Here is a 16,344-nt window from a genome sequence, read left to right on the forward strand (position 1 = left end):
TATCTGCGCTTTTTTAGTGCTACACTAATTAAAAGGTTTTTTAAAAGTAAATTAACGTTGGAACTAAGAACTTTACGTTACCATGCAATTGCTGTTGCCATACTGATATTTATATTTTTTATAATCAGTACATTGGCATCAAACCTTGTCGTGCCTACACGATATACAATTGATAAAACGGCTCCAATGTACCTCGATTACGCCTACTATATTGACGAAACCAAAACTAAAACATTCGATACCATCATTAACCAACCTGAATTACTTACTCATCAACCATTTTCAGATGTTCCATGGAGTTTTAGCCAGCAAAACTATTGGTTGTTTCTTGATTTAGAAAATAAAAGCCTTAACAAGCAAAATGTTGTGGCACATTTTGACAACCCTATGGTCGATCACCTTACGGTTTATCGCCTCGATAAAAACAACAAACTAATTGAAACATACAAACTCGGCGATAAAGAAGAAGCCCTCTCTTTGTTTGAATACAGCGTACCGCATATTCGTTTTTTAGTAGAAAGAAAATCGTCACAGCGCCTAGTAATGAAAATAGACACAGTCGGCATAAGTAAAACACCTGTAAACTTATATCGTGATAAAGAGTTTATTGACTTAGTGCGCTCTCAAACTGGGATCTGGGGTATTTTTGTAGGCGTGCTATTGATGGCTGCGCTTTATAACTTGGTGCTTTATTTTGGCATAAAAGACCGTGTTTATTTAATTTATATTGGCTATATCATTAGTGCGTTAACCTTATTGGGTGCAGTGCTTGGTTTTGGATTTTATTTATGGCCAGTGCAATGGCAGTTATATATTCACGAAAAAGTCATATTTTTTAACTACGCAATATCATTTTTCACTCTCGCCTTTTGTACTATGTTTTTACGCTATCACAAGGACAATTGCTGGCGATACAAAATGAGCGTAAAACTGCTTTTGTTTATGTCAGTAATGGCTATAGCTAGTCTATTTATTCCTGAGTACATTGCAGCCCCGTTGTTTTTTTGTGTAATGGCACTTTTATACGTTGTTTGTATTATTTTAATTTATAACAAGCTACGTAGCGGCTTTAGGTGGGCTAAGTTTTATGTACTTTCGTGGATACCGCTGATATTTGGTGCGGTAATACAGCCTATGGAGCTGACCGGCTTTTTGGCTTATAGCTTTACCTCCCGCCATGCCTTTTTAATGGCTATTTTGTGCGAAGTTATTTTAATGGCAATGGCGTTAGCTGACCGAGTAAGGTATCAGCGCGAACGTGCGCTTTACCATGCCACGCACACACAACAAACAAAGTTACTTAATAGCTCCAAGCTAAAACAAGCATTTATGGCGCTACAAAGCCAAAACCGCTCAACAACTTTATGTTTAATAAAAATACGTCACTTTAATTCGCTCAATACAATTATTACCTCTTCTCAGGGCTACACACTTATAAAGCATGTAGCCAAAGAGCTTGAATTAGAACTCAGCCATGAACGCGAATTTACAAACCTCGAAACAGATTTAAACACCAGCCCACGCTTAGCCGATTTAAGCAGTGGCGTATTTGCCTGTATTTCTACTAAAACACAAAACCAAGAAATGCTAGAAGCACTACTGACTAAAATAATTAGCAGCCTACCAAAACAATATGAAATTAAAGGGCTAAACCTGCAGCTTAGTTACAGTATAGGTATTAGTAGTGCAGGTAAGAGTAACGACTTTGAATATTGGTTAAAGCGTGGTTATTTAGCGCTTAAAAAAGCAAAAGGTAGCGTTAATCAAGTTGGGTCATCGTCAAACGGTAATAATCTAATGATGGACGTTGCTCTAGCCGCTAAGCTGCAACAAGCAATCAAAACAAATCAACTGGCACTTTATTACCAACCTCAAATAAACTTATTAAGTAACCACGTAAGTGGTGCTGAAGCTTTATTACGTTGGCCCGACCCAACTTACAGCAACTTATCAATTGAAGAACTAATAATACTTGCTGAGCACACAGGCATTATTAACGAGCTAACACTGTGGGTAATAGAGCAAGCCTGTAAAGACATAGTCAAGCTTACAAAAAATGGCTATAACGAGCACACAATTAGCGTAAATTTAAGCGCTAAAAACTTAACTATAAATAATTTAGCCGAAAAAGTAGAAAATATTTTAATTAAATACCAAGTGCCGGCACAGTTACTTAAATTTGAACTAACCGAATCGGCCTTCGTAGATAGCCAGGATGCACTTATAAAGTTAGTTGATGAGCTAACCGCATTAGGTATTAAAGTAGTACTGGATGACTTTGGGACAGGCTATGCGTCACTTAGCTACTTAGTCAATTATCACTTTAGTGAACTTAAAATAGATAAGTCATTTGTTTTTGATTTACCTAATAACCCTACTCACCAAGTTATTGTACAAACAGCCATTGATATGGCGCATAACCTCAATTTATCAATAACAATTGAGGGGGTAGAAACCCAAGAAATCCATCACTTACTCAAAGATATGAACGCTGACTACGCCCAAGGTTATTTATACGCAAAAGCACTGCCTTACACCGACTATTTACACTTCTTAAAAAGCCAATATAGCTTAAAAATGTTAGACTCCTCTTTTTAACATCTTTAGGGGCCAAGTAAAGATGCAAGGCACACTGCGTAAATTAAAATCGAGCTTAACCGAACCAGTACAATATCACTTACCTGTAGGTGAACACCTAGTAGACTTAAATGCATTTATAGGTAAGGAGCTTACGCTTACCTTTAGTGGCACTATTTTATGTTCTAACTGCGGTAAAAAAACCAAAAAAAGCTATTCTCAAGGTCACTGTTTTGTATGCATGCGCAAGCTCGCTAGTTGCGATATGTGTATTATGAAACCAGAAACCTGCCACTACGATCAAGGTACTTGCCGAGAGCCACAGTGGGGCGAAGAAAACTGCATGATCCCGCACTATGTATATCTCGCTAACACCTCTGGGTTAAAAGTAGGTATTACCCGCCACACACAAATACCGACTCGTTGGGTTGATCAAGGCGCGACTCAGGCATTACCTATTTTTAAAGTGCAAACTCGCCTGCAATCAGGTTTAGTGGAAGTTGCATTGGCTGAATTTATTGCCGATAAAACGAATTGGCGCAATATGCTAAAAGGTCAAAACGAAGCAATTGACTTAAAAGCAGCTGCAGCCGAGCTGATCCCACAAATTAGTGAAAAGCTAAACGAGCTCAGTGAATTATTTGGCGCAACAGCAATAGAACAACTTGATGAAGATGTGGTTAATTTAAACTTTCCAGTAACCGAATACCCAACAAAAATCAGCTCATTTAACTTTGATAAAGACCCTGTTGTAAGTGGTGTTTTACAAGGTATTAAAGGCCAATACTTAATTTTTGAAAAAGGCGTTATTAATATTCGTAAATTTACGTCTTATGAAGTAACCGTAGGCTAACGGGCTATGTTAAACAGCTACCCACAGTTATTGGTTATTTATAATGAGCTTGAGATAGCCCATAACCAACAAGAGCAACAAGAGTGCTTACACAGCGTTATGCAAAGTGAACTAAGCGATGTGCGAGTACTTAATAAGCAAGGTGACTACCTTAATTTACAAGGCACTGCTTGCCCTGAATTGAATGGCGAGCAACTAGCACAGCTTGTTACAGCTTACTTATTAAATGAAGGACAATGCTGCCTTGGTAAAATCAAAACCCTAAGCACAGCGCAGGCGTTTGATTTATTAGGGCTATAAACACTCTCTTTATTTAGATATCAGTAAGCACTTTTATATGCGCTACAGCACTGCGACCTAAAGCTGATAGCGCATAGCCACCTTCTAAATACGAAATAACACCTTTGCAGCCGCCCTCTTTAGCAACACCACATAGTTGCTCGGTAAGCCAAATGTAGTCATCCTCTACAAACTTTAAGCTCGCCATATCATCTTCTAGGTGTGCATCAAACCCTGCGCTTATAAAAAGTAATTCAGGCTTAAACGCTTTTAATTTTGGTAACCATTGCCCAGTAAATACCTCTTTTAGGTCATCGCCATTGCTGGCAATTGGCAAAGGAGAATTAACTATATGGCTATTATTTTTAACCGCTGTATTTGGGTAAAACGGATACTGAAATAACGAACAAAGCAGTACGTTTTCGTCATCAATAAAAATGTCTTGTGTGCCATTACCATGGTGTACATCAAAGTCAGCAATCGCAATCCGCTTAATCCCTTTGCTTTGTGCGTACTTAACGGCAATAGCTAAGTTATTAAACACACAAAACCCAGATGATGAATCTTTATTAGCATGATGCCCTGGCGGGCGTACTGAGCAAAAAGCAGCATCGAGTTTATCGGCAAGTATTTCATCAACAGCTAACAACCCGGCACCTACTGCCCGCTCAATCGCTTTAAACGAATCGGGGCACAACCACGTATCGCCATCTAAATTAGCGAGTCCTTCGGTTGGTAGTGTAGTTTCTACGTGTTTAACTAAAGCCTCATCGTGAGCAAGTAAATAATGCTCACGCTCGGCCTTAGGTGCCTGCAGGTGTGTTAAGCCAACATCTACACCGCTGGCTAATAACCTGTCGGTAATTGCATCTAAGCGCTCTGGGCACTCAGGATGGTCGTCTATCATTTTATGTTTACGGCAATGAGGGTGTGAAATAACTGCAGTACGCATAAAATGCTCCTAGCCAAAGTAAATTGAGTGTTTAATATAACAAAGCCACCTAATGGTGGCTTTGCGACTTTGGTGTATATCGACACTTTAAATATCGACACTTTAAATATCGATACCTTGAATATCAATGTTATTAGCTATTTTGCTTTTAAATGTAGGTTTCTAAAATCAAAGCTAAAGTCGGTAACTTGTGTTGATACTGCACGCATTTTAGCGCTGTTTACACGGTTTTGTGAGCTCATTTCAAAACGAATAAACGCATCCGCCTCAAGTAGCTTTTCATCCCACTTAACTATAAATGTATTTCCAGTGTAATGCTCAAGTGTCCCCTTTAAGCGCTTAGTATGCGTAAAATCAATATGCAATTTACTATCAAGTTGTTCAATAATTACATCGCCATACCAATCATCGTGTAATGTACCGGTGTAATTAATGTTTGGTAATTGTGGTTGGTAGTCAGCGGGGGCTTCTGGTTTTGCATTAGCGTACGCCTGTTGTTTACCTTCAAAATGACTTTTAGCTAAATCCTCTACCCAGTCTTTATCTTCAAGCTCAAGCGCATCTTCAAGTACTTCATGGGTTACTGCCGAAAGTGCACCGAAAGCTTGTTGATTAGATAAAATAACAATACCGAGTTTTTTCTCAGGCAATAAAGTAACTTGCGATACCATCCCTAAAATACCACCGCCATGACCTAGCTTTTTAAAGCCGTGGTAGTCTTCAATACTCCAACCTAACCCATAACCCCTAAACTGCTGATGATACGATTCAAACGCACTTTTAGACGCCATAGACGTAATATGTGGGTGCCACATTTGCGCTTGTTGCTTTTCGCTAAACAGCTGCTCGCCACTTGGCATTTTACCGCCTGCTAATTGCGTACGAAGCCATTGGCTCATATCGCTTACACTTGAAGCAATGGCACCTGCACCTCTAAAATCTTCTAAGTAATTCACAAAAAATGGATGAAGCGTGCCATCCATAGGAATATGACCTGTCGCCCAGTTTTTATTACTTTTTGGAATACGTGAAAATCCCGCGCGTGAGTTATCCATGTGCAGCGGCTGTAATATATTTTTTTCGATGTAATCGTTCCAGCTGATACCCGACACACGTGCAACCACCTCACCAGCGGTAACAAACATCAAGTTGTTATAAGCGTATTTACTACGAAAACTGCTCACTGGTTTTAAATACTGTAATCCCGCTAAAATTTCATCAACTGACTTATCGGTACTTGGCCAAATCATTAAATCGCCCTGCCCTAGCCCCAGCCCACTGCGGTGACTTAATAAATCACGAATACGCATTTCGCGTGTTACGTATGAGTCGTATAATCTAAACTCTGGTAAATGATCAATTACGCGGTCATCCCAGCTTAACTTCCCCTCATCAACCAACTTGGCAAGCGCTGCTGTTGTAAACGCTTTCGTGTTTGAAGCAATACCAAACAAGGTGTCTTTGTTTACTTTTTTGTTGGTATCGAGATTAGTTACACCAAAGCCTTTAGCAAATATTACTTTATCGTTTTCAACAATGGCGACTGCCATACCGGGTACGTCAAAACGCGCCATTGACGCTTTAATAACGTCGTCAATTTTGTTGGTATCAACTTGTGCCCAGCTACTAAACGAAGTGCCTGCTAGTAGTGCAATTGCGGCAAGTTTGGTTAATTTCATATCAATCCTATTTTATTATTTTTGATGAACTGCAAATTCAATTGCTGCGCGCTCTTGATTGGTATCGCTTTTTTGTGCGCGATTTAATATCGCATCACTGTATTCTTTTGGTACGCCCGCTTCAAGTGATCCGCGATGAACGTGTTTTATGTACCAATCGTATGGGAGTACATCGCTGTCATGGGTATTAGCTATATAACAATGTGCAGTTACAGTCTCACCCGTTAAAAGCGTTGGGGCTATATCTACGCAGTCGTAACCTACGCCCTCAATACCATCTAAAATAACTTTTTCATCTTCATTAAGCTCATAAATAACGCCGTAAACCAGCGCGCCTTCTTTATCGCTTGGGCAAATACTGCATTTGCCAGAGCCATCTTTAAATAGCATATCAAAAGTTAGCTCGTAACCTTTAAGTACCGCTGTTCCTACACGCTTTACATTAGGTAAGCGCGCTAACAAACGATTAGATGACATATTGGAGCCAAACGAAAAATTATATAACGGCATTTTATCTCCTGTACTTTTTAAATAAGTTAAATAACAACACGTACTGCAAGAGCAATTAAAATAACGCCAATTCCACGGTCAAACCAATAACCGCGTTGTTGGAAAAAACCCCTTACATTATTTCTAGAAAGTATTATTGAAAGCATTGAAAACCACGCCCAAGTAGCCAATGCCATGTACACACCGTAACCGACCTGTACGCTAGTCGGTGTTGTTGGGCTAATCACGAGTGTAAATAATGACATAAAAAATAACGTGGCTTTTGGGTTTAATGCATTTGTGAAAAAGCCGCGCCTAAAAGCAAGCCAAACGGATTCTTCTTGGACGGTTTTTTTTTCAACATCTTTTGCAGCCTCGCCTTCATTACTTGCTGGAGGTTTTGCAGCTCTGAGTGCTTGTACGCCTAAATAAGCTAAATATGCACCGGCAAGATACTTAAGCGCCATAAATAAACTAGGCGATTGCGTTAAAATAAGCGCAACACCTAAAACGCAATAGGCAACGTGCAGTAAAATAGCAGCGCCAACACCGGCGCTTGTCCACAATGCATTGCGCCTTCCTTGTTGCACACTTTGCTTAAGTACTACGGCAAAGTCGGGCCCTGGGCTTGCTACTGCAAAAAAATGAGCAATAACAATCAGTAAAAATTCATCTAAGTATTCCACGCAGATCCTTGCTAGTTTGGCGAATAAGCTAATAACAGCGGGTTAGCCGAGTTATTTACCAATGCTTTAATTTCTTTTTGCGCTTTTTTAAACTGACCACGTAAATGCGGCTTTAAATGCTTTTTAGACACTTTATCGTTTTTAAAGTAGCTAATCAGGGCATGCATAAATACCGTATGTGTTTCACTTAACTTAGCTTCACGGTTAGCGTATGGATTATAACAAGAGCCACAACCGCCTTTAAACTGATACACCGTGTTGCTCATCATCACACCAAATCCTAAAAAACAGGCAAGTGCATCGGCAGCTTGTGGTAAATACTCCCTACCTCCTGGCGGTAGCACCCCAACGTGATGAATAAGTATGGTGGCCAGAGTACCCGCATAACTTGCCACTAAATCTTGTGGCTGATTAATCTGATTAGGATTAAAAGAGATACTGACCTTATGGCTTGGCGGCACAATTAGATGGCTGCCTTCGCCACGTATTCCATCACTAAATTCAAAGTGCGGAAAAACTTGCGGTTGTAACTGCTGAGGTGCGACTAATTGAATAGGCCATGCATTCATACCCGCGTAATTAGTAACCCGGGTAAAAACATTACTCGCCATTTCCTCAATGCTCGATACCGAATCAGGGAAAAAAGTGGCCGTTGGCAGTATTATTTGAGTGTGCTTTGTAAAAAACTCTGCATCAAAATTTTCTACAGCCCAAATAAATGTATCAATAAGCCATTGCTGCTCTTGATCTTCCAATAAAGGTGCCGATTTAAATAAAGCTAACATAAGGTGCTCTTATAAGTTTTAGTGCTAGTTTAGTTTTTTTGTGTAAGTGCCCAATCCCACGCTTGAGTATTGTATAGCGGCACTGTTGATAGTGCATGGTGGTGGCTACCACTGGATTCTTTAGTTGAATACGATAAGTACAATAAAGTACGATTCTCAGCATCGTAAATACGGCGCACTTTTAGTGATTTAAATAATATACTTTTAGATGATTTGAATATCACTTCACCTGATTTACTGCGGTCTATTTTTTGTAGCTGCTGCGCTGTAATAGGACCCGTTTGACGACATGCTATAGACATATCAGAGGGATCAGAAAAGTCCAAATTAGCCTCTATATGACTAATATGACAAGTAACACCTTTAAGGATTGGATCTTGCTGCGAATTAACCACAACATCTTTAGTTGTAAATAATCCCAGACTTACCGATGCAACATCGTCAGAGCAAGCACTTAATGTAACAACTGCACCTGTAAGTAAAGCTAAACGTCTAAATTTTTGTGGTAATTTCATACTTATCCTTAATTAATATATAAGTAACTTAACACCTACGTTACTAAGCGAAGGTTCACCTGTTTGTTTTTATACTAACATCAAAAATAAATACGACTAAATTAGTTTAAAGTAAAGATTTTAGATAGCTCAGGGTTTAGCGAACCCTGTTGTATTTGATACAATTAACTCTCGCTCATGCAGTAACTCATAATAGGAAACGCCTAAATGCCGCACATTATTATTGAACACTCAGAAGACCTCCCTGTTTTACCACAAGTACTGGTAGAAAAAATTCATACTACCGCTTTCGAAAGTAACTTATTTGAATTAGAAACCATCAAAACACGCGCCATTGCTTATCAGCAATATCAACTTGGCGCAGGAAAATCAGGGTTTATACATATCGCGGTACATATTTTAGCGGGACGCTCAATTGAGCAAAAACAAATGTTAAGCGAACTATTACTTTCATGCTTAAAAACATACTGCAGAGCATCAGACAGTTTAAGCGTAAATATTTACGATATTGAGCATGAGATATACCGTAAAAATTAGTTAACTCTTGTAGTTTTGAGCAATAGAAGTAAACACTAGCAAGTAAAAAGCCCCAATAGGGGCTTTTTTTGTATTCTGAAATCAGATGCAGCTCATTATTATTTACAAGACAGAGCATGAATAGCGTCCGATCTAACGCTGGAATTTAATAGTGCATTCGCACTCTTTCAAATTTAAGAAAGCTTAGCTTAATCTATGGATTAACTTTATTTAAATTATACTTATTATTAGGGGTAGATAAAGAATAATAAATTACACGATATTAAATTCATATAGCATTAAATAATTTGAGTAGATATTTTTTGGAAAGTTTGTGAAAGTGGTGGCCCCTCCCAGACTCGAACTGGGGACCTAACGATTATGAGTCGTGTGCTCTAACCAACTGAGCTAAGGGGCCAACTTTTATATAACTGCTAGGCAGTTAATTTTTGAAGCGTTCAGTCACAGAGCGACTAAAGCGGGTTGCAGTATAAAAACTTTTTAGGTGCTTGTCACTACCAAACACCTTTATTTTAACAATCAGTAAGCTAACTGCTTAAATAGTAATCTTTTAGGTGGGTATAAGCATAAAATACAAGATATTTCCCATGATATTCTCTGCATTAAATTATAAAACCCTCCTCCCACATGTAGTCTTTTATATTTAACGCTCTACTTTTTAAGTAAAGCTAACATATATGTGTAGGCATACAAGGCTGTAAAAAATATGCTTGGGGCTACTGTAAGTGCCAAATTAGGTGTCTGATTAATTACATTCACCATAATCACTAAGCTCGATTGAATAGTAATCGGAATAATAGGCGCAAAAAGTACACCTGCTATTTTTTTGTTACCTAAATACGAGGCGCTAGAGTTAATTGCATTATTGAAGCTTTGTCGTATTGCTACGTTTTGTGGTGTTTTAGAATGAAACATACAAATAATTGGAGTTACAAACGCAAGCGTTACATAACTAGACTTATACTTGTTGACGACCTTTTCTAAAATAAAAGTAAAAAACAGCGTTACAAATCCACTATACAAACCTTGTACTAATGCAGCTTGAAGCGTGACCGATTTAGCAATATCTGCCGAACTGTTCGCCCAGTAGGCCCAGCTAAAATAAAAAACGAATGACACAACGCCTGACAGTATAAGTCGAATATTCAATTAGCTACCTCAATATGCGTAAAAGCTTGGTTTAATGATAACACTAGAAGTGATGGTAATATTGTCACTAAATAATAGAGTAATTAATCGCGTATTGTAGATATATAAACAAACTAATGTTAAAGATTTCCTAACTGGCATCAATACAGAATCAGAACACTGCAGTTAGTTAGAAAGCTTAATTGAAGTAAGCAATGGTTTGGCTGAGGGAATTTTGGGAGTGAGTTACAAGAAATAATCACTTAGTTTGAGTAAATTAAAAATTAGATTTTGATAAAAATATTTAATTTAAAAACTAATATTGTGAGCCGAACAGTACTGTGGCAATTGTATCATTAGGCCTCAGTAGTCGGCTTACACAATATATAATCTGTCATTATTTTTTCGCAATAATGTAGATTGCATGTATTAAACCTGGGAAATAACCTAGCAGTGTTAATAAAATATTTAACCAAAAATGCATACCTAAGCCAACTTGCAAAAACACACCTAATGGCGGTAATAAAACCGAAAGTATTATACGAATAATATCCATGACTAAACTCCATTTAAATTAAGCATTAAAAAGGCGTAAAGCCCAGTGTTAGTGGGCCTTAACTATACTGTATTATTCAGCAACAATAGCTAGTTTATCAACTACGTCACGAACATCTTCAGCATTTTTAGCAATTTTAACTGCTAGTTGTTTTTCAGCTTCAGACTCTACTGAACCGTTCAGAGTTACAATACCATTGTCGGTATCAACATCGATGTCTGTACCACCAACTTCTGAGTCAAACAGGAAGCGAGTTGTGATTACAGTGGTGATTTTAGCGTCCGTTAGGTCGTTATCATCATCGTCCATCATGTCATTGCTTTTATCTTTGGTATCCATGCTTTTAACAACAGTAAGGCTGTTATCAACATCAGATACACCATCTAGGCTAAGTACAAGTTCTTCTGCTAGCTCTTTATCAAGCTCGCTATTAACTTTACCTGTAAGTACTACTTTGCCATTTTTTACATCAGTGTTAATGTCAAAGTTGTTTAGATTAGTGTTCATAAGTAGAACTGTTTCTGCCTTACCATCAATCCAAGCATCTTTACTTTCGTTTTCCCAGCTGTTTGCTTGGGCACCCATAGCCGTAGTACCAAGAACTAGAGCTGCGATAATAGACTTGTTAAATGTTTTCATAATCTTTCTCCTTTTGATTAAAGACACCTTAACTAATGCGAGCTTTGGGCCAACTTTATTTATACTTAGATTTCAATAGGTTGAGTTTATTTTGGAGTGAGGCATTATCTATAGTTGTGTAACTATTTACAGGCTACTCGGTAAAACTTTCTCAAATAGTGAAAATAGCTAGATAATTGCATTTTTGGTTAATCTATCGTTAATATAACAAAATAAAAAACATCATTATAAATTAACCTACTGATAATTATGGTGATTATATTTGGTGCGTGCTTTGCATATAAACATCAAGAGCAGTATCAATAGTAAATATAATAAGGAATGCCCCATGTCTGTAAAAGTTGAAGACCGCCCAATAGAGCAAGTACGCGAACAAGTAATTGACCAATTAATTTATAATTACAGTCATGGGGTTATTTCTGTTGATGCATTTGAGAGACGACTCGATAGCGCGATGGATGCACCTAATAACGACGCTCTTTTAGCCTTAGTAGAAGACTTAACACTTAATACCGATCAGCAATATAAAGCAGAAAAACAATCGCAATTTAAACCACATTATAGTGCACAGCAAAACAGTGATGATGATTTTACATTACGTAGTATTTTAGGCTCTAACGAACGAAGCGGTCAGTGGGTCGTGCCAAAAAATATATATTTAAGTAACTTTATGGGATCGGTGGTACTTGATTTTACTGATGCCATTTTTGCGCATCAAAATGTAACTATTCACGTTAACTGTATTTTTGGTAGCGATGAGATTTACGTACCAGAGCATGTAAATGTAGTGTCTAAAATGTTTTGTATTTTAAGTAGTCTTGAAAATAAATCTGTGTCGCTTAACAAACGCCAAGGTCCTACTATTCATATTGAAGGAAAGGCAGTTATGGGATCGGTTGAAGTAAAAATAAAGCGCACAATTAAAGAAAAATTTATGAGCTTTGCAAATGAGCTAAAAACCCAGTTTGGCACCGGTAATAATAACCGCTCACTATAATTGAGTAGCAGCACTTTAGCGTGCTGCTTAGTATTTTATTATAAATCGTTATTTCGCTCGCTTGGTACATCACTTAAATACTCTACAAATTCCACCTCAAACCCGGCGGGATCAATAAAGTAGACATTCTTTCTGAAAGGATTCTCGCTACCTTGCTTGCTTAGAGTAAAACCCACTTTATTTAAGCGCATTACTACTGCGCTTAAATTATTAGTTACATAAGCAAAGTGTGCAAAACCAATTTGATGGCCCGATAAGTTTCTGTTTTCACCCTCACCATGATCGCTTATCGCAATGTAATGCGTGTCATCTCCAAAGTGTACCCAGCGTCTTGGTTTTCCATGCCAATCGCCTCTGCCCTCACTTCTAATCGACCAATGTGGAAATACAGCGCGATAAAATTTAAGCATACTATCTATATCACTCGCGACTAAGTTTACGTGCTCTAAATACATAATGTTGTCCTATCAATTAAGTTAGGGGCACGATAAAACCTCAAGCTAACTTTAGGTAAAGCGTTATTTAAAATTAATTCAATTTAATTAACACACAAAGGAACATAATGACTTATTAATTGCTCATTATTATTTTTTAAAAAATATAGACACTTTTCAATCTTGTATAAAAAACAAACATAAGTATTTGGGGTTTATTGTTTACTTTATGTCAAAAGTCGCTAAAATACGCCTGCTGAAATATATAAACGTTCTTTTACAACCCAAAGGTAATACCATGCATCCAATGTTAAACATTGCGGTTCGCGCTGCGCGCAACGCAGGCAAAATTTTACTTCGCGCAAGTGAAGATTTATCAAAAGTTGAAGTGCAACAAAAAGGCGCTAACGACTTAGTAACTAACATTGATAAAGAAGCCGAAGCCGTAATTCGTGACACTATTTTACAGTCTTACCCTACTCACTCTATTGTTGGTGAAGAATTAGGTGAGCATAAAGGCAAGGATGATGATTACCAATGGATTGTAGATCCTATCGATGGAACAACTAACTTCATCAAAGGTATCCCTCATTACGCGGTTTCTATCGCACTTAAAGTTAAAGGTCGTTTAGACCAAGCTGTTATTTATGATCCAATTCGTGGTGAGCTTTTCACTGCATCTCGCGGTCAAGGCACTCAGTTAAACAGCAAACGTCTACGTGTTAGCAAAACTACGGTTCTTGCAGGCACTGTACTTGCTACTGGTTTCCCTTTCAAAAACAAAAACCACATGGATGCATACACTGAAGCGTTTAAAGCATTGTTTGTACACACTGCAGACATTCGCCGCGCAGGTTGTTCTGCTTTAGATATGGCATACGTTGCAGCTGGCCGTGTTGATGGATTTTTTGAAATTGGTTTAAAACCTTGGAACTCTGCTGCAGGCGAACTTATGGTTAAAGAAGCGGGCGGTATGGTTGTAGATTTCGCTGGTGGTAATAACTATAACCACAGCGGCAATATTATCTGTGGTTCACCAAAATTGACTCAAGCAATTATTCGTGAAATTCGTCCAGTACTAACTGAGTCGTTACTTCGCTAATTTGATGCTATTAATAGTATGCTAAAAAGGAGCTCAGGCTCCTTTTTTTGTGCCTAAAAATAAGGGTTATCGAGCTTAATCTCTATCGTTTTGCCTTTTGTATAAGGTAGTGTATTTAAATCCTTTGCGAAGTATTCATTAAATAATGCGTCAAACTCACCGCTTTCCTGCATCATTATTAATCCCTCTTCAACAGCCTTTGCTAATTCAGGTTTACTCTTAGTCACAAAGTAATAAATACCGGTTGGATAACTTATGTATAAATTAGGCACGATTACTAAATTACTTTGTTTGTTTTCAATAAGTTCAGAGTTAACCTCAATAAACGAGCGAGGAAAGTAATCTATTCGACCACGGCTCGTTAAAGTGAACATGGCTTGGTAGTTAGTAAGCGGCCTTACATGTAATCCGTTATAGGACATTACTCTTGTATCTGGCCAGTTGTGCCCTTGTACAGCCGAAAACGTAGCTAGCTGCTCAATATTTTTTACCTTTTTAAAGCGCGCCAAGTTTTGCTTATTAGTTAATAAAGCTCGCTTACCTATATAGCCTTTAAATAGTGGTATTTTTATCGCCAAAGCAAGCGCCTCTCGCTCTGGACTGCTCATACTCCAATACATATCTAATTCGTTATCATCTAGGTTTATTAACTTACGCTTTTGCAGTTCTGATATGGGGGCCATTCGGATAACACCGGGGTAGTTAACACTTTCAAGTGCACGTACTAATAACTCATTGAGGTACTCTTCTCGTGCGTTTTGGGTATCTTGCTTTTGAGCAACATTAATTATTTGCTCTTGCGCCATGAGTGAAAAACTTACAAACAAACTAAATACACTGATAGAAACTTTTATTGGTAACATAATAATTACCTGCTTTGTTTAAATTACCTATTATTGGCTGAAAGGCTAAACACTTCTAAAGCATCCCTTGAGCACATGAATAAATAGATAACTAGAGCGATAACACTTGGCTTATTTTAGCCTCAGTGGCCGGTGCCTTAACCTGTGGCGATTTATATATTATTGCAAAAAGGCCCTACCAATTCACACTACAAAGTTAGCACTGTTTTCGTAAGCTTGCACTGTTACATCCGCTAATGAAAACTTAGACGCCTGAGAAATTCGTAAATTGCAGGTATAAAAAAACCGCTCATAGGAGCGGTTTTTATTTAATGAGACTCTACTACGGCATTGCGTCTAGGTCTGCACCTTCTTTTTCAATTACTTCTGGTATTAAGTCTTCTTTGCTTACGCCCATTGCTATAGCAACAGAGCTCGCAACATAAATCGAAGAATAAGTACCAATAAACACACCAAACAGCAATGCAGTTGCAAAGCCATGAATGGTTTGTCCGCCCCATGCAAACAAAGCAATCAATACTAAAATAGTGGTGATTGAAGTTACAAGTGTACGGTTAAGTGTTTGCGTAAGTGAAATATCAATAATTTCTACAGTATCGTCAATGCGCACTTTACGGAAGTTTTCACGAATACGGTCAGATACAACAATCGTATCGTTAAGTGAATAACCTATTACCGCAAGAATTGCCGCTAATATAGTTAAATCAAACTCTAAACCTAATATCGAAAATAAACCCACAGTAATAATAACATCGTGTAGTAGTGCACCTACCGCACCCACAGCAAAGCGCCATTCAAAACGAAATGCAACGTAGATTAAGATACAAATAAGTGCAGTTAACATGGCAAGGCCACCCTGCTCTTTTAAGTCTTCACCTACACTTGGGCCCACAAACTCAATACGGCGCATTACTACGCTGTCATCAGCTTTTTTAAGCGCATCGATTACTTGGTTACCAATTACTTCAGCTTTAACATCACTACCGCGCGGTGCTAAACGAACTAAAATCTCTTGGCTTGAACCAAATAGTTGTACTGATGCATCAGCAAAACCATTATCAGCTAGCGCAGCACGTACTTTTTTAAGGTCTGCTGGCTGTGAAAAACCAACTTCTACCGCAGTACCGCCGGTAAAATCTAAACCAAAATTTAGACCTTTAACAAAAACTGATGCAAACGACGCTAAAATTAATAACGTCGAAAAACCCATAGCCACTTTACGAAGAGACATGAAACGAAGGGTTCTACTACCCAAACTTAAAATTTGCATGTC

General features: G+C 38.1%; 18 protein-coding genes and 1 tRNA gene. 6 read left to right on the forward strand and 13 right to left on the reverse strand.

What is annotated here, in order from left to right:
* Nucleotides 1-57 precede the first annotated feature (57 nt).
* The 3 genes from I6E70_RS03300 to I6E70_RS03310 are packed head-to-tail and all read left to right on the forward strand — an operon-like array spanning nt 58 to nt 3,730.
* Nucleotides 58-2,598 (forward strand): EAL domain-containing protein, encoded by a 2,541-nt coding sequence (locus I6E70_RS03300; protein ID WP_010553371.1) that lies wholly within the window; start codon nt 58-60, stop codon nt 2,596-2,598.
* 22 nt (nt 2,599-2,620) lie between these two features.
* Nucleotides 2,621-3,430, forward strand: a complete 810-nt coding sequence (locus I6E70_RS03305; protein ID WP_197188018.1) for a DUF2797 domain-containing protein — start codon at nt 2,621-2,623, stop codon at nt 3,428-3,430.
* 6 nt (nt 3,431-3,436) lie between these two features.
* Entirely contained in the window at nt 3,437-3,730 is a 294-nt protein-coding gene (locus I6E70_RS03310; RefSeq protein ID WP_010553373.1) for a hypothetical protein, read from the forward strand.
* 13 nt (nt 3,731-3,743) lie between these two features.
* Here I6E70_RS03310 and I6E70_RS03315 read toward each other — a convergent pair whose 3' ends face one another.
* The 6 genes from I6E70_RS03315 to I6E70_RS03340 all read right to left on the reverse strand — a co-directional run bounded on the left by I6E70_RS03315 (nt 3,744) and on the right by I6E70_RS03340 (nt 8,815).
* Entirely contained in the window at nt 3,744-4,661 is a 918-nt protein-coding gene (locus I6E70_RS03315) for a histone deacetylase family protein (RefSeq protein ID WP_010553374.1), read from the reverse strand.
* Nucleotides 4,662-4,798: 137 nt separating this feature from the next.
* Nucleotides 4,799-6,340 carry a serine hydrolase gene (locus I6E70_RS03320; RefSeq protein WP_197188019.1) on the reverse strand — a complete coding sequence of 514 codons (1,542 nt, stop codon included), beginning with the start codon at nt 6,338-6,340 and terminating at the stop codon, nt 4,799-4,801.
* Between the two features lie 15 nt (nt 6,341-6,355).
* On the reverse strand, nt 6,356-6,850 hold the full coding sequence (locus I6E70_RS03325) for a gamma-glutamylcyclotransferase family protein (protein ID WP_007586500.1): 495 nt from the start codon (nt 6,848-6,850) through the stop codon (nt 6,356-6,358).
* Nucleotides 6,851-6,876: 26 nt separating this feature from the next.
* Nucleotides 6,877-7,515 carry a LysE family translocator gene (locus I6E70_RS03330; RefSeq protein WP_165727125.1) on the reverse strand — a complete coding sequence of 213 codons (639 nt, stop codon included), beginning with the start codon at nt 7,513-7,515 and terminating at the stop codon, nt 6,877-6,879.
* Nucleotides 7,516-7,526: 11 nt separating this feature from the next.
* On the reverse strand, nt 7,527-8,300 hold the full coding sequence (locus I6E70_RS03335; protein ID WP_165725125.1) for a hypothetical protein: 774 nt from the start codon (nt 8,298-8,300) through the stop codon (nt 7,527-7,529).
* Between the two features lie 29 nt (nt 8,301-8,329).
* The gene (locus I6E70_RS03340) at nt 8,330-8,815 is read right to left on the reverse strand and encodes a CreA family protein (protein ID WP_165725124.1); all 486 of its coding nucleotides are present in this window, start codon (nt 8,813-8,815) and stop codon (nt 8,330-8,332) included.
* A 207-nt stretch (nt 8,816-9,022) separates the two neighbouring features.
* Here I6E70_RS03340 and I6E70_RS03345 point away from each other — a divergent pair, with 207 nt between their 5' ends.
* The gene (locus tag I6E70_RS03345) at nt 9,023-9,352 is read left to right on the forward strand and encodes a 5-carboxymethyl-2-hydroxymuconate Delta-isomerase (RefSeq protein WP_002957818.1); all 330 of its coding nucleotides are present in this window, start codon (nt 9,023-9,025) and stop codon (nt 9,350-9,352) included.
* Nucleotides 9,353-9,672: 320 nt separating this feature from the next.
* On the opposite strand, the gene I6E70_RS03350 is transcribed toward I6E70_RS03345, so the two are convergent.
* The 4 genes from I6E70_RS03350 to I6E70_RS03365 form a co-directional block, all read right to left on the reverse strand.
* Nucleotides 9,673-9,749 (reverse strand) — tRNA-Ile (locus I6E70_RS03350).
* A gap of 254 nt (nt 9,750-10,003) precedes the next feature.
* Nucleotides 10,004-10,501, reverse strand: a complete 498-nt coding sequence (locus I6E70_RS03355) for a hypothetical protein (protein WP_197118255.1) — start codon at nt 10,499-10,501, stop codon at nt 10,004-10,006.
* 376 nt (nt 10,502-10,877) lie between these two features.
* On the reverse strand, nt 10,878-11,036 hold the full coding sequence (locus I6E70_RS03360; protein ID WP_002957822.1) for a YqaE/Pmp3 family membrane protein: 159 nt from the start codon (nt 11,034-11,036) through the stop codon (nt 10,878-10,880).
* Nucleotides 11,037-11,108: 72 nt separating this feature from the next.
* Nucleotides 11,109-11,675 carry a BON domain-containing protein gene (locus I6E70_RS03365; protein ID WP_007586486.1) on the reverse strand — a complete coding sequence of 189 codons (567 nt, stop codon included), beginning with the start codon at nt 11,673-11,675 and terminating at the stop codon, nt 11,109-11,111.
* A 328-nt stretch (nt 11,676-12,003) separates the two neighbouring features.
* Between I6E70_RS03365 and I6E70_RS03370 the strand changes: the two genes are divergently transcribed.
* Nucleotides 12,004-12,672, forward strand: coding sequence for a LiaF domain-containing protein (locus tag I6E70_RS03370; RefSeq protein ID WP_007586484.1), 669 nt, complete (start codon nt 12,004-12,006; stop codon nt 12,670-12,672).
* A 38-nt stretch (nt 12,673-12,710) separates the two neighbouring features.
* Here I6E70_RS03370 and I6E70_RS03375 read toward each other — a convergent pair whose 3' ends face one another.
* A complete protein-coding gene (locus tag I6E70_RS03375; RefSeq protein ID WP_197188020.1) occupies nt 12,711-13,127 on the reverse strand; it encodes a VOC family protein in 417 nt (138 codons plus the stop codon).
* Between the two features lie 277 nt (nt 13,128-13,404).
* On the opposite strand from I6E70_RS03375, the gene suhB reads away from it, so the two are divergent.
* Entirely contained in the window at nt 13,405-14,208 is an 804-nt protein-coding gene (suhB, locus tag I6E70_RS03380; protein WP_002957826.1) for an inositol-1-monophosphatase, read from the forward strand.
* A gap of 53 nt (nt 14,209-14,261) precedes the next feature.
* Here suhB and I6E70_RS03385 read toward each other — a convergent pair whose 3' ends face one another.
* A complete protein-coding gene (locus I6E70_RS03385) occupies nt 14,262-15,071 on the reverse strand; it encodes a substrate-binding periplasmic protein (protein ID WP_197188021.1) in 810 nt (269 codons plus the stop codon).
* A 322-nt stretch (nt 15,072-15,393) separates the two neighbouring features.
* On the reverse strand, nt 15,394-16,341 hold the full coding sequence (gene secF / locus I6E70_RS03390; protein ID WP_007586474.1) for a protein translocase subunit SecF: 948 nt from the start codon (nt 16,339-16,341) through the stop codon (nt 15,394-15,396).
* Nucleotides 16,342-16,344 lie beyond the last annotated feature (3 nt).

Source organism: Pseudoalteromonas sp. NGC95 (assembly GCF_015864705.1).
Classification (GTDB): Bacteria; Pseudomonadota; Gammaproteobacteria; order Enterobacterales; family Alteromonadaceae; genus Pseudoalteromonas; species Pseudoalteromonas arctica.